Consider the following 13,378-nt stretch of genomic DNA (forward strand, 5'->3'; position numbering starts at 1 on the left):
GCAGATTAAATCAGACCCAACTCTTTCAGGCGCTCCATCAGGTAGCTGTCAGCGGTATGACGCTCTGACAGAACAACCTCTGGCTTCGGGTGCAAAAAAAGTGGCAGAGAAATACGCGATTTCGTTTTATCTGCCCCTTCAGGGTTAATCACACGGTGAGTCGTTGACGGGAAGTAACCGCCAGACGCTTCCTGCAGCATGTCGCCAATGTTTATGATCAGGTTTCCGAACTCACACGGTACATCCAGCCACTCACCTGTTTTGGCTTTTACCTGCAATCCTGGCTCATTGGCAGCTGGCAGCACTGTCAGCAGATTAATATCTTCATGCGCACCGGCGCGGATAGCGCCCAGCTCTTCCTCACCCTTCAGAGGCGGATAATGCAAAACGCGGAGCAAGGTTTTGTCACTGTTTTCAATCATGCTCGATAAAGACTGCGAATACAGGGCTGATACCTCGGCCGGTGAGTGCTTTTCTACCCAGGACAGCAAGGTCGATGCCAGCGCATTAGCCTGGGCATAATAATCCTGCAATTGATCTTTCAGCGCGTCAGGGCACTGACCCCATGGGTAATAGTGAAAAAACTCTTTGATATCTTTCTGATTATGGCCTTTCGCCGTTTCAGAAACGTCTGGCGGGAAAAAGCCATCTTGCGTGTTGGTATTGAAACGAAAAGCGTATTTTTCTTCGGAATCAAAAAATGCTTGCCAGTTATCATAGATGGAGCTGACCAGCTCCTGCTGCAAAGGATGGTTTTTCAGAACACCAAAACCCGTTTCGCGCAGTGATTCAACGAAACGTTCTTGTGCGTCATCAGCAGTAAAGTCAATGGCTTCTAATTTCATTATGTTCTTCTTTAATACGGTAGGGCGTAGATTTATGCGTTAATTGCATCTTGTGAAACGGATTTTAGACCTTCAATTCCGCCTGAACAACCCGCAAGCCTGAGCCTGACAGAAACAGAGTGTTGATGAAACGAAACGATTGCCCAACCGATTGCGTTTGCCAAGGCAAACAGACGAAAAACCCTGCCGAAGCAGGGCTTGTTTCGCAGAATTCGATGCTGATAATTCGTCATAGATCACGCATTAGCAACTCAAACTCATCCTCAGCAAGTTCGATCAGTTTAGCGAGCTCCCGGGCATCATCGTTCGCTAAATCCACTTGCCAGCGTACACATTCACCACCGACATGATCTCGACAAACTAACTCAGTTTTTTTGCCATTTGACTGAAACGAAAGTTCTTCAAACTCGGCCAAAAACTTATCGTGTTCTTCCATGATTTCAACTTCAAGAAAACCAGTAGGTATAACTTTCACATCCAAATGGTATCCTTTACCGCCTGGTAACAGGTACTGCCGGTGTTCAGCTAACATCCTCCTTTCCTCCACTCAGTTGACTCGCAACTAAAAGTGTAGTCAAAGATCCTGTTACACGAGTAAATTTTCCCCCGAATAAGCCCCACCCTAACTTCAGGAAAAATAATGTGTTTTCTTATGCAGCCAGAAATTGAACACCTTGTATCAATCACAATAATCGGCTGAATCTGCTTATCATTTTAAGTCATCATGTGCTCACTCAATACTTTGTTATCAGGCATCAGTTACTTATTCAAAATAATGCTCAGCGGTACATCCGCCATCTTGTTGCTGTACACATTTCGATGATCGACTGTCATCGTTTCTTCATATGAGTGAAGCCTGCCTTTCATAAAACAGCTGTCTCAATGTTTGGACAAATCGGTAAAGGTAGCCTAGCGGGCAGCATCATATTTAGCTTCAGAGCAAATATAAAGGCTGCAAATAACCTGAATTCAAATGAACCTGCTTGCTTATGTGTGAAATGATAAGTATTATCGCTTTCCTTTTTATGCCATAGAGAATCTGTATAGTTTTCATGCAGTTAAGTGAAAAATCAGACTAACAAATAATAAGCAATTAGTAAGGTTATATCCGCATTATGATAAGGAAATTCAACAGCAAGTGGGCAGCTATCATGTTGCTCTCGAGCACATTGTCACTGCCAGATTTAGCATTTGCATCACTCACCTCACAGAATACGAAAATCGTCATTTCAAAGGGCGCAGAAGCAAGTGAAAGCGAAACACTCATCTTTATGAGTCGTTTAAGTACAGATGGCACCGCTCATGTACAAGTTGACACTGATGGAAGAACAGTGAAACGGCTATTACTGGTCAATAATCCCATCCTGAACAAAGGAGTAAAAAACAAGCCCGCACAGGTTACTGTTATTCACAATATGTCGGCCAAACCACTGGCTATTGGTCAGGTTGAAGTATTAGGGCCATCCAGCCAGGGCGACCGCATGAGTGCTTAGTTTTTCATCACCTGACTAAAACCAGCACTTAATACTGCCTCAAGAATTGATGTATTCATCATGCATCGCTTTTGTTTTCCGACGATGCTGAGCTTGGTTGTCTCTGCCCGAAGCATATTCAAGCTCATATGGCGCAAGCAAGACAGATTCTCTGCCCCATGAGCTTTGTATATCTGGTAGGCATCTTCATTCATACTGACATCAAGCACCCAATGCATGGACTCTATACCCCAATTCTCTCTAACGGCCGTCGCAGCTTGCTCTGCGCTAAGCTCTTTGGAGCTAATGTAGTAACGATACTCTAGGTCGATGTCTTTTCCTTTTTCAAGGCGGAAGTTTTCAACCATCACAATGCTCTTCAAGTTTTTCCAGCGAGAGAAATCACCTTCTAACTCCGTACTATCAATAACATAGCATTGCCGAGACTCTATACGCCCGTGCCCTTCTTCAAACGAGATATCACCTGCAACATTTGCTCGCTGAGAGGAGAACGCATTTTCTATCGCTTGGCGGAGTGTTCCTTGATTACTCTTAACCGCAAGTAAGTAATCTCCTCCTTGTTCTACAATGGCGCTGGCTATCTTGGTTTGACAGGCCATCGCATCAATGGTCACTAAGGCTCCCTTAATGTCGAGCATCTTTATCAGTTCAGGGATCGCGGTTATTTCATTACTTTTTTGTTCGGTTTTGAGCTGCCCTAACACGAGCTTGTTTGATGAAGCATAAGCACTGATCATAAGAATGGTGCTCGCTCTGTCTTCACGATTGTATGAGCCCCGAAGCGTTTTGCCATCAATAGCAACGACTTGACCTTCGGTAAGAGTATGTACCGATGACATCCAGTTGACGAAGCATTCATGAAACTGCTCGGGTTCAATGGTTGATATTATGCGAGCAATCGTGTCATCAACAGGAATACAGTTCAAAAAGAGAGCATTGCGCTTAAACTAGTCATGGTGACCGAGAATATATTCACGAATATCAAACCACCCCTTCGCGCCAGCAATGACGGCACACAATGCTCCGAACATAACTTCAAAGAGGCAATAGGTCACTTTAGCGCCTTGCCGCTGGTCGATGATTGGCTGAAAGTGTTCTTTGAAGTGGTCAATGTGCATGGTGCTCTCCCGAAAAAGGGAGTATATGATCACAACCAGATGTGATCGTCAAATTGATAGTGATTTTGACTAAAAAACGTTCACGATCTCACCCTGACACGCTTGATACCATTAAGGCTATGAAAGAATGGAGCTTAGGTGCTAACCGATATTCTAATACCGTCGATCCAAATGAATTGGCATTGCACAACCAAACTGAACCCAGACGGCTCGCTGAAAGCCAATGGCACAACCGTGGATTATAAGGAAGACGCTTTTGAATAACATCAATGCTCTCAGCCATCATATTCTGGATAAAGTATCTGCTGATGTGAATGTCAGCGATCGTTTAAACTCCTGGCTTGACCCTTTAATTGCGAGGGATATGCCTTCCGAAGCTTTGGAAGGAATAGCACCAGAAGGGCATCAAAATATCCTTGGCATTAAGCAAGAAACCCTTCTATGGATTCTTGGCAGACTTGTCGTGAAACAGGCACCGAAGGATCAGATCGAATGGTTTTTGAAATCATTCAGGGATCATGGTCTGGCCTATTACCGTCTGGTGTTTAATCAGGGGGACTTTGTCCCCTTCAGTATCAACCAGCACCACTACGATGGGTTTGGCAAACCAACAGACTTTCGCCTGAATCTGGACGACTGGGTGCTGGTGTTTGCCTGCTGCCTGATTTTGCAGGACTATTCAGGGGCTTATGAGTTGTGTGAATTGAATGAAGCACACATTGATCTGGATGCAAGGCAAAACGGCCCTTCAAATCGGGCATTTGATAAAGCCATGCTTAACCTGCTGAAAGGCATTCTGTACCCCGATGCAGACATGAACGCTTTACTGGTGGATTCGGCCGAGAAAATATTCAAGCCTGAATGCGTCGGCCATGAAGAGCGGCAGGAAGTAGTCAATTACAAATTTTTACCCCTGATCCCACTCATTCATGCCATGTACAGCCCGAACAGGGAAACGGCTTATCCCGAAAAGCTTCAGGCTGCACTGCAAGATCACAAAGACTATTTCAGCCAGCATCATCCCTTTGATGCGCAGAACTGGTTTGCGATGACGATCATCGGTCTGGCTGCACTCGCCTATCACCGCTGGGGCCTTGAGCCCCAGATTGAGACGCTGTATATGCCCGAGTGGATTGTCAAAGAACCCAATATTGATTCGAAACGGAAAACCTACCGGGACGTTTTTGGTGATCAATATGATGATTAAGATGGCCGTTTCACTATAAACATCAGACTCCGGGAACTCCCCGGAGTCTTTTTTTGGCAGCAAACAACTCCCCTTGCTTCGGTCCCATGCTATAGTCATTTCTTCGGAAAAACCGCTTTCTGAGCGTACAGTTAATGGAAGAAGATAAATGACCGAGAGCCTTTCCATCCCCTCCCAGCAATACCTTGATTTTCGTTCTGATACTGTCACCCGACCATCGGCTGCCATGCGTCAGGCAATGGCCAATGCGGCCGTTGGTGATGATGTTTACGGAGATGACCCCACAGTCAATGAGCTGGAACAATGGGCTGCAGAACGTCATGGCTTTGAAGCCGCGCTTTTTTGTAGTTCCGGCACACAGGCCAACCTGCTCGGGCTGATGGCACACTGCGAACGTGGTGATGAATACCTGTGCGGTCAGCAGGCCCACAACTACAAATTTGAAGGTGGCGGCGCGGCGGTGCTGGGCTCAATTCAGCCACAGCCGATCGAGAACCTGCCCGACGGAACATTGCCTTTTGATAAGCTGGCGGCTGCCATTAAACCGGACGACAGTCACTTCGCACGTACCAGGTTGCTCAGTCTGGAAAATACCATTAACGGCAAGGTGCTTCCGCTGTCTTATCTGGCTGAAGCCAGAACTTTTGTCGACCAACACGGCCTCTCGCTGCACTTAGATGGTGCCCGGGTTTACAACGCGGTGGCTGCGCTGGATGTGGATATCACCGAAATAGTCAAATACTTCGATTCGTTCACGATTTGCCTGTCGAAAGGGCTGGGCGCACCGGTGGGGTCGCTGTTGCTTGGCAATAAAGAGTTAATCAAAAAAGCCAGACGCTGGCGCAAAGTGCTGGGTGGCGGTATGCGTCAGGCCGGTATTCTGGCTGCAGCGGGTAAAATCGCCCTACAGGAAAATACGGATCGCCTGAAGGAAGACCATGAGAATGCCCGTTATTTAGCGGAGCAGTTAAACACTGTGCCGGGATTCAGCACCAAGCCAGAATTAGTAGCAACCAATATTCTGTTCGCGAAAGTGGACGGCGGTATCAATCAGGCGCAATTACTTTCAACACTGAAAGAAAAAGGGATTCTCCTGAGTCAGGGTAATCCAATGCGTTTGGTTACCCATTTAGATGTCAGCCGTGATGATATTGATCGCTTAATTGCAGAGCTGAAATCCGCACTGTAAACCTCAGCCTGCCACCACAGTGTTACTGGTGGCAGGCAAATCTTCTCAATCAGATCGTCGCCGTATCGGTCAGTGCCCTGTTTGATCTAACCAAACTCAGCCGTATTTAATACCAGATGTACCGCAATACTTAATGCATACCCCAGTGCAATAACCGGTGCCCACTTGAGGTGACCGAAAAAAGTATATTTACCATGAGCCGCCCCCATCAGAGCGACTCCGGCAGCAGAGCCAATCGACAGCAAACTGCCGCCAACTCCGGCGGTTAATGTCACCAGCAACCAGTTACCAATCGACATATCCGGGTTCATCGTCAGCACAGCAAACATAACAGGAATATTATCAATGACTGCAGAAAGAACACCGACGGTAATATTGGCCCACATAGGATCCCATTGTGTGTACATCAGATTTGAGGCCACACTCAGATAGCCCAGTAAGCTTAACCCGCCGACACACATCACCACGCCATAGAAAAACAACAAAGTATCCCACTCCGCCATCGATATCCGCCTGAATACATCAAAGGGCACCACAGAGCCAAGCCGTTCCAGCGCCGCATTGTCATTATTGGCCATAGCAATTGCTCGTTTTTTCTCCAGTGAACGCGGCAAGGTTTTTTGCAGAAAAAAGCCAAACAAAGAGAGATACGCCAGCCCCATCATCATCCCCATGACGGGCGGAAAGTGCAGATAAGCATGGAAAGCCACCGCAGTCAGTATCGTCAGCAAAAACAGGATCACGATACGCCGCGCGCCCCGTTTCAGCTCCACATACTCGCTAATCGTTTCAGGTTTAGTGCGGGGAACAAAGAAAGACATGATTAACGCCGGCACAATATAATTCACCAGTGAAGGGATAAATAACTCAAAAAACTGGGTAAACCGTACCAGACCTGCCTGCCAGACCATCAGTGTTGTGATATCACCAAACGGACTGAACGCACCGCCCGCATTGGCAGCGACTACGATATTGATACAGGCAAGGTTGATAAAACGGGTGTTATCCCCGCCCACTTTCATCACTACAGCACACATAAGTAATGCCGTAGTCAGGTTGTCGGCCACCGGGGAGATAAAAAAGGCCAGAAACCCCGTCAGCCAGAACAGCGTTCGGAAGTTAAATCCTTTACTGACCATCCAGCCTTGAAGCGCATCAAACAATCGCCGCTCTTCCATGGCGCTGATGTACGTCATTGCCACCAGCAGGAACAGCATCAGCTCGGCGTATTCCAGTAAGTTATGCTCCAGCGCCATATGTGCTGTCTCGATCGCGCCCTGCTCTTTGTAAGCAAAACCAATCATGATCCAGATGATACCTGCTGCCAGCAGCATAGGTTTTGACTTGCGAAGCTGCAGATACTCTTCTGCCATCACCAACCCATAAGCCACCACAAATATCAGAATGGCGATATAGCCAATGGTCGTCCGGGTCAGATCTAACCCCGCACCATCAGTACTGGCACTGGCTAAAAAGGGACATCCGAGCAAGATCAGAAGAAGGACAAAGTAAGACACTTTTTTACGCATTCTCTACTCCATGAGACAACACACTCAACAAACAATACACTGTTGCATTTTTTATATTGTGGTTCAGGACTGCAATAATGCGATGAAATTACTCAAAAATTTGTAGTGCTTCACTTTTCACTGAGACACTCGGCCAATGAGAAAAAGACAGGGACTCAAACTGGTCCCTGACGGCGAGATGTTTATTGACCCCATATTTCTGTTACAAATTCCGGATAATCGACAAAGGGGTTGCGATTGCCCTGGAAACTGTAGGCGTCTTCGTTGCGATCCAACTCTTTCTGACTGACCGGATCCTCCTGGTGCCATTGCAGTAACATTGCCAGGAACCAATCCTCAAACACCTGATCACTGGTTCCGTTCAACACTGCATCGCCGTGTGTATCATTCGATTCCCAGCCGGAAATCACGTTTTGGTAACGGGTAGCCATATAAAAATACGCCCGGGCAAGATCACCTTTAAAGGCATCGACCGGCTCAAACACAGTACCAGAATAACTCAGGCCGGACGCCGCTGAACCCAGCTTTGAACCATTATCAGAAGTATAAGTCGCGCTGCCAACTTCACCGTAAGGGTAACTGCTCCGTCTGCCATTCACATAACCATCTGTCGGGAACACATGGTGCACATCGGTATTCATCGGTGCAACCGCCCCGCCAAACCAGCTACGAGGGAAAGAATGCTCACGGTTGTAACAATCGCCCTCACCACTATAGGAACCACACTGGTCATTCCCGGGTGTGAAGGTATAACTATCGGTCCCCGATGGGTTCTCTGAATAAATGTCCAGAATAGAGCCGTCATTCTCATAGCTTTCATCCAGTTCATTCGCGCCGTAAAACGTCCACAGATCGCTATAGCTCTGGGCACTGTGATCCTTAATGATATTGTACAGTTCCGTTTTCAGTGTGTATCCGGTCAAGCCTTCAGCCGTCTGATAGTAACTCGACAGATCACTCAGCCCGCTTCCTTCACTGGCTCCGCCTGAAGTGCCGCCCTCGCTAGGCTCAAACCGATCCACATAAACCACTTCTGAACCATCAAACCCCGGTTGGTCATAGAAACGTAGTCCTACTTCAATATTGGTGGTACTCCCGGCTGTATAGCTATACCTGAGTTGCTGCCACTGGCCGGTATTTGCCGGGATGGAATAATCCAGATAACCATCAACATACAAGCGTGCCGCCACATTTCCCTCTGTGTGGTAAATCCAGACACTGAAATCGTATGTTTCACCACGGGTCACACTGACAGTCTGACGAAAATCCGTTGAACTTTGGGTGCCAGTATTGACGGTTATTGCCGCCGCACTGCTTCCCGAATAAACCTGACTGTTGGTTTCACTGACACTGATCCCTGAATCAAGGATTGTCCAGTGCGCCGCACTCCCATTAGTCCAGCTTTCAAAGTCACCGTTACTGAGCTGAGCGACAGCCTCGCCCTGTACCCCGAATATTAAAAGCCCCAGCAGCGTTAGTGCTCGTTTCATTTGTCATCCCGTTGTCTTTGTTAATGATCTGTTAATAAAATAAAGTTGCACACAAATCTCGGTTTTTGAACAAAATTATGAATGCCTTGTCACTTTTTTGATAACTAAGTCAAAATAACAACAGAAGATGAAATAAACATGAAAGGGGCTCATTGACAGTACAGCAAGCCAAACCGCTGAGACATCCGGTAAAAAATATCCTCAGAAACAAAGTTTTTACTAAGCTGGAAGTAGTACTAATCAGAATCTACCGATGGTCAGATTTTCCATGAGGTAAAACAGTCAATGAAAAGGCAGGAATTGCCATAACTCTTGACGCCGAATACAAATTATCCGGCACAGTCACGAGTCATCAGAGCACACAATGAGCTGCTCTTTATTTTGATAGGTATCTCTCGGCGTCATCTGAATAGGGGCACTGGACTATGATAAAAACACTGTTTAGACCCGCGTTGTTATGCTGTACAACCGGCCTGTACCTTGCTTTGGTTCCCCCCGCTTTGGCAGAAGATCCACTGATACCCAGCCCCCCAGAGATAGCCGCCGATGCCTGGGTTCTGATGAGCTACCAGTCAGGGCAAGTGATCGCAGGTAGTAATGAACACAAAGCCCATGCCCCCGCCAGCCTGGTCAAAATTATGACAAGTTATGTGGTCGGGACTGAGCTGAAAGCCGGTCATATTCACGATGATGACAAAGTGGTGATTAGCGAAAATGCCTGGAGTCAAAAATTTCCGGGCTCATCCGTCATGTTTATCAAAGTGGGCGATGAAGTCTCCGTTGACGACCTTAATCATGGCGTGATCGTGTCTTCCGGTAACGATGCCACTGTCGCACTTGCCGAGCATGTTGCCGGACATACTTCAGCATTTATCGAAATGATGAACCAACAGGCTGAAAAGCTGGGTATGAACAATACCTATTTTACCAATCCACACGGTCTGGATAACGATCAGCAAGCTACAACCGCTTATGACATGGCGCTGCTGACGCGGGCTTTTATCCATGATTTGCCTGAAATGTATGAAATGTTCAAAATCAAATCATTCACTTTCAACAACATTAAACAAGGCAACCGTAACCCGCTTCTCTGGGACACCAGCCTCAATGCTGATGGCGTGAAAACGGGATATACAAAGGATGCCGGCTATAGCCTGGTTTCTTCCGCATCCCAGGATGATTTCAGGCTGATAGCCGTGGTTTTGGGAACAGAGAACGTGAATGCCCGCCGTAATGAAAGCAAAAAGTTACTGACCTGGGGTTTTCGTTTCTATCAGGATGTTAAACCTGATTTTGACAGTAACACACTGAAAAAAGCCAGAGTCTGGTATGGGTCGCCGTCAAACGTTCAGGTTGAAGTCGGTGATGGCGGCGTGATTACCGTGCCGCGCCGCCAGCGGAAAAGCCTGGAGCATAAAGTCTTCTATAATGCCGATCTGGAAGCCCCTGTCACCAAAGGCCAGCAGGTTGGTAAAGTTGAATGGTATCTCGACAAGCATTTACTGACAGTTCAGCCGATTCTTGCTGCTGAGACTTCAGAAAAAGCGCCATGGTACAAATCTATGATAGATACCGTCTGGCGGCCGATTGGTCGCTGGTTCAGTGATCAGGACTGGGACCCGAGAACCGAAAAAGCCATCACCGAAACCACGCAATAAATGACAAAGGCCACCGGGTCTATTCCAGACCCGGTTTCAGCCAGACGGATTTGAAATCAAACCATCCCATAGAATTAGGCGCCATACCTTGTACCGGACCAGCACTGTACACCCCAAGCCAGGCATGAAATAAAGGGATCACTTGTCCTGATTTGACCAGACTTGCGCCTATGTCATGGCTGGGGCACGTCCGGCCATTCTCTGAACGCCATGCCTTAACGCGCTGATTCAGTGAATCAAATTCATTGGCAGGCATTGCCCGTGAAATATGGTCGAAGCTGTACAGCCAGGCCAGAAAAGCATCATCCCTGTGATTACTCAGGCTCATGCCATTAAGCCAGATGTCGATTTTATCCGCGTATTTCCCCATTAACACATCTGTGTTACTCAGCTCCATCACTTTCAGCCTCAGTCCGTCTTCGGCAAGAACGCTTTCTATTGCCCGGGCCAGTTCATGGTAAACAGGATGATGCTGTGGAAACGCTAACGTCACCATGCGTTTAGCAGGAATAGCAGCTTTTATCGGTAGCGGATTGAGGTCGGTCCAGCCGGGTAACAGTCCAAAGGCATTGATCAGACGAATATCACCTATCTCAGCCGGGTTCATCCTCGACAGCAATGGCATTGGCCCAAGCCGGCTCTGAAAATACGCCAGCCACTCAGGATCACTGGCAAGGCCACTGACTCTGTTGAGCAACAGATAACTGCAACCTTCATCCAGTGTCAGTTGATCGTTCACATCCTTAATCTGCTCAACCACCCTGTCTGTGCCCGGTTGCAGATAGCAGGCAGTCACACCGGTTAATATCCAGATCTCGACCACATCTATCAGTGCCCGAAAGCCAAAATAGTGATCAAACGCTTCCAGCGTCAAACGTTGCTTGTCATTTTGCGTCACTTTATAGGGCCCGGTACCCACAGGAAACAAATCCGCTTCCTTTTCACTGTCCAGTTCGGCGGGCTGAATCACTGCCATGATGTTGGCCAGCAAATCAGGCAAGCGATAATCATCGTGGCTTAGACGAATATCAACAGTATTAGGGAATGGTGAGGAAATATGACTGAGATGACAAAACAACTTATGTTCTTTCAGGCGTTCGAGACTCATTACTACATCCTGACTGTCCAGCAGACTACCATCGTGGAACCGAACGGCAGGACGAAGATAGAACCGCCAATGGCGGGCAGAGAAAGCCTCCCAGTGATGAGCCAGATCGCCTTCGGTTTCCTCTTTTTCCTCATTAATCCGTGTCAGTCCGTTAAAAATCTGCCGGACAAGGTGCTGCTCAGAGCGACGGAGAGGACGAAGCGGATTGAGATTGGTAAACGCGCGGTAGTAAGGGACGCGAACAATCTGACGCCCTTTTTGCGTGGTCAGTCCAAGCTGTTCCTGTATTAGCTGTGCCAGCTTGTTGGCGTCGTGCCCCAGCGCTTCCAGAGCCGGTTCCAGTTTGCCATCGGCCACCAGCTTGCGGGCGTGATTGTACTGCAGCTCAGTATCCGTGCTATGAAAGACTAACCGTGACTGTTTGCCGCGCCCGATCGCCGGTTCCCAGTCTATCCATCCCTTCTCGACCATCTTATTGATGACCATACGTACATTGCGACGCGTGCAAAACAGCACATCAGAAATGTCCTGCAAATTGGTGTCGCTGTCCTGACCGGAAAAATGGTTATAAAGACGCTGGAACTGCGTTTTCAGACGCTGACCACTCATAGAAAAGGGGAACCTTTTAAATTAGGATTTTCAATTTTTTGTTTCCCTATTTTAATCTACATTCTAGTTACATGAAACCGCGGTATTGCGCTTCTGCTCATTATTCTCATACAGAATGAAGCACTTAGCGGGCTGACAAGAATACGGGTTTCATTTTCTGGCAACCGGATAAAAAGAAGACCTCCCCCAGTCTTCGGTGCCTGAGTGTTTGTCCGGTTGCCTTTTCCCCGCCTGATCAAAAAAGCGCCTTTCGGCGCTTGATGTACACGGCATTCGATTGACCCGATTTTCAGGACACGTCTGATGATTTGGTTTGTGATGCTTTAGTTTGAGACGCCAGTTGGGATTGTAATTCTTTCAGTTGCTTTTTCAGCGCATCATTCTCATTTTGCAGCGTTTTCTGTCCGGCCAGCAGTTCTGTCTGCGCTTGTTTAGCCCGCTTGTTTGCTTCTGCCAATTCCGCTTTCGCGCCCTTGAGCTCTTCATTCAGCGATGCCACCTTCTCCGCGCTGGCGTCAAGATCGGTTTTCACTTTACGCTGGTTACGCTGCGCCGTTTGCTTGGCTTTTTGTGCCTTTTCACACTCTGCGGTCATAAGCGCTAACGCTTCTTCCAGCTCAGCCACTTGTTGCGAATTGTCTGCAGCGGCGCTTTCCTGACCCGTTATCGCCAGCCAACCCGACAGCATGTTCTCACTGGCTAACTGCATCATATCGAACGGAAACACCAGTCCCTGCTCTTTGGTTTGCTGCACTTTCTCATTCAATACCTTGTCTGCTTGTTCAATCTGCCTGACGGTATTGTCGTAACTGTCGTGAGTTGCCCGAGTGAACTGCTTTGCTGCAATGGCTTCCCAGGCACGGTGAACCTGTATCCAGGTTTCAACGTGAGAAAAGTACAGGCTTGGGTCAAAAACCGGTGAAGACCATTGTTGTTGCAAAGCCTTATGTAAACCATTTTCCATTAGTCATTCTCCTAAAGTTGGCTTCAATTTAGCAATTGTCCTTGTGATTCCCTTTCGGGATATGCCCTAAACAACATGGCACACTGTGCGCACAATGCCAGATGCGCATAGTTTACTCACCCAAAATGACAGCATAAAGAACAAAAAACAAGCAGAGCTATGCTTTGA

At 47.6% G+C, this 13,378-nt stretch carries 10 protein-coding genes and 1 pseudogene; 4 read left to right on the top strand and 7 right to left on the bottom strand.

Going from position 1 to position 13,378, the window contains the following annotated elements:
• Positions 1 to 5: 5 nt before the first annotated feature.
• On the bottom strand, positions 6 to 845 hold the full coding sequence (locus tag D6M16_RS12035) for an isopenicillin N synthase family dioxygenase (protein WP_120512134.1): 840 nt from the start codon (positions 843 to 845) through the stop codon (positions 6 to 8).
• A 229-nt stretch (positions 846 to 1,074) separates the two neighbouring features.
• Complete coding sequence (locus D6M16_RS12040; RefSeq protein ID WP_046221147.1) at positions 1,075 to 1,377, bottom strand: hypothetical protein; 303 nt, start codon at positions 1,375 to 1,377, stop codon at positions 1,075 to 1,077.
• Positions 1,378 to 1,960: 583 nt separating this feature from the next.
• Between D6M16_RS12040 and D6M16_RS12045 the strand changes: the two genes are divergently transcribed.
• A complete protein-coding gene (locus D6M16_RS12045) occupies positions 1,961 to 2,338 on the top strand; it encodes a hypothetical protein (protein WP_162941008.1) in 378 nt (125 codons plus the stop codon).
• Here D6M16_RS12045 and D6M16_RS12050 read toward each other — a convergent pair.
• Positions 2,335 to 3,456: pseudogene (locus D6M16_RS12050) on the bottom strand (ISAs1 family transposase). The gene D6M16_RS12045 and the pseudogene D6M16_RS12050 sit on opposite strands and share 4 nt — an antisense overlap.
• Positions 3,457 to 3,712: 256 nt before the next feature.
• Between D6M16_RS12050 and D6M16_RS12055 the strand changes: the two are divergent.
• Both D6M16_RS12055 and ltaE read left to right on the top strand, forming a co-directional pair.
• Positions 3,713 to 4,663 carry an Imm49 family immunity protein gene (locus D6M16_RS12055; RefSeq protein ID WP_162941009.1) on the top strand — a complete coding sequence of 317 codons (951 nt, stop codon included), beginning with the start codon at positions 3,713 to 3,715 and terminating at the stop codon, positions 4,661 to 4,663.
• Between the two features lie 148 nt (positions 4,664 to 4,811).
• Entirely contained in the window at positions 4,812 to 5,852 is a 1,041-nt protein-coding gene (gene ltaE, locus D6M16_RS12060) for a low-specificity L-threonine aldolase (protein ID WP_120512137.1), read from the top strand.
• An 86-nt stretch (positions 5,853 to 5,938) separates the two neighbouring features.
• On the opposite strand, the gene nhaD is transcribed toward ltaE, so the two are convergent.
• Both nhaD and D6M16_RS12070 read right to left on the bottom strand, forming a co-directional pair.
• Positions 5,939 to 7,381: a sodium:proton antiporter NhaD gene (gene nhaD, locus D6M16_RS12065; RefSeq protein WP_120512138.1), complete on the bottom strand. Its 1,443-nt coding sequence runs from the start codon at positions 7,379 to 7,381 to the stop codon at positions 5,939 to 5,941.
• Positions 7,382 to 7,563: 182 nt separating this feature from the next.
• Positions 7,564 to 8,871 carry an endonuclease gene (locus D6M16_RS12070; protein WP_120512139.1) on the bottom strand — a complete coding sequence of 436 codons (1,308 nt, stop codon included), beginning with the start codon at positions 8,869 to 8,871 and terminating at the stop codon, positions 7,564 to 7,566.
• Between the two features lie 425 nt (positions 8,872 to 9,296).
• On the opposite strand from D6M16_RS12070, the gene D6M16_RS12075 reads away from it, so the two are divergent.
• Positions 9,297 to 10,529: a D-alanyl-D-alanine carboxypeptidase family protein gene (locus D6M16_RS12075; RefSeq protein ID WP_120512140.1), complete on the top strand. Its 1,233-nt coding sequence runs from the start codon at positions 9,297 to 9,299 to the stop codon at positions 10,527 to 10,529.
• Between the two features lie 19 nt (positions 10,530 to 10,548).
• Here D6M16_RS12075 and sgrR read toward each other — a convergent pair whose 3' ends face one another.
• Both sgrR and D6M16_RS12085 read right to left on the bottom strand, forming a co-directional pair.
• Positions 10,549 to 12,246, bottom strand: a complete 1,698-nt coding sequence (gene sgrR / locus D6M16_RS12080; protein ID WP_120512141.1) for an HTH-type transcriptional regulator SgrR — start codon at positions 12,244 to 12,246, stop codon at positions 10,549 to 10,551.
• 289 nt (positions 12,247 to 12,535) lie between these two features.
• The gene (locus D6M16_RS12085; protein WP_120512142.1) at positions 12,536 to 13,210 is read right to left on the bottom strand and encodes a hypothetical protein; all 675 of its coding nucleotides are present in this window, start codon (positions 13,208 to 13,210) and stop codon (positions 12,536 to 12,538) included.
• Positions 13,211 to 13,378 lie beyond the last annotated feature (168 nt).

The sequence above is a fragment of the Photobacterium salinisoli genome, assembly GCF_003614885.1.
Lineage (GTDB): Bacteria > Pseudomonadota > Gammaproteobacteria > Enterobacterales > Vibrionaceae > Photobacterium > Photobacterium salinisoli.

Excerpts from the sequence above, each read along its gene's own strand:
- D6M16_RS12035 (WP_120512134.1), bottom strand. The coding sequence starts at position 845 with ATGAAATTAGAAGCCATTGACTTTACTGCTGATGACGCACAAGAACGT.
- D6M16_RS12040 (WP_046221147.1), bottom strand. The coding sequence starts at position 1,377 with ATGTTAGCTGAACACCGGCAGTACCTGTTACCAGGCGGTAAAGGATAC.
- D6M16_RS12045 (WP_162941008.1), top strand. The coding sequence starts at position 1,961 with ATGATAAGGAAATTCAACAGCAAGTGGGCAGCTATCATGTTGCTCTCG.
- ltaE (WP_120512137.1), top strand. The coding sequence starts at position 4,812 with ATGACCGAGAGCCTTTCCATCCCCTCCCAGCAATACCTTGATTTTCGT.
- nhaD (WP_120512138.1), bottom strand. The coding sequence starts at position 7,381 with ATGCGTAAAAAAGTGTCTTACTTTGTCCTTCTTCTGATCTTGCTCGGA.
- D6M16_RS12070 (WP_120512139.1), bottom strand. The coding sequence starts at position 8,871 with ATGAAACGAGCACTAACGCTGCTGGGGCTTTTAATATTCGGGGTACAG.
- D6M16_RS12075 (WP_120512140.1), top strand. The coding sequence starts at position 9,297 with ATGATAAAAACACTGTTTAGACCCGCGTTGTTATGCTGTACAACCGGC.
- sgrR (WP_120512141.1), bottom strand. The coding sequence starts at position 12,246 with ATGAGTGGTCAGCGTCTGAAAACGCAGTTCCAGCGTCTTTATAACCAT.
- D6M16_RS12085 (WP_120512142.1), bottom strand. The coding sequence starts at position 13,210 with ATGGAAAATGGTTTACATAAGGCTTTGCAACAACAATGGTCTTCACCG.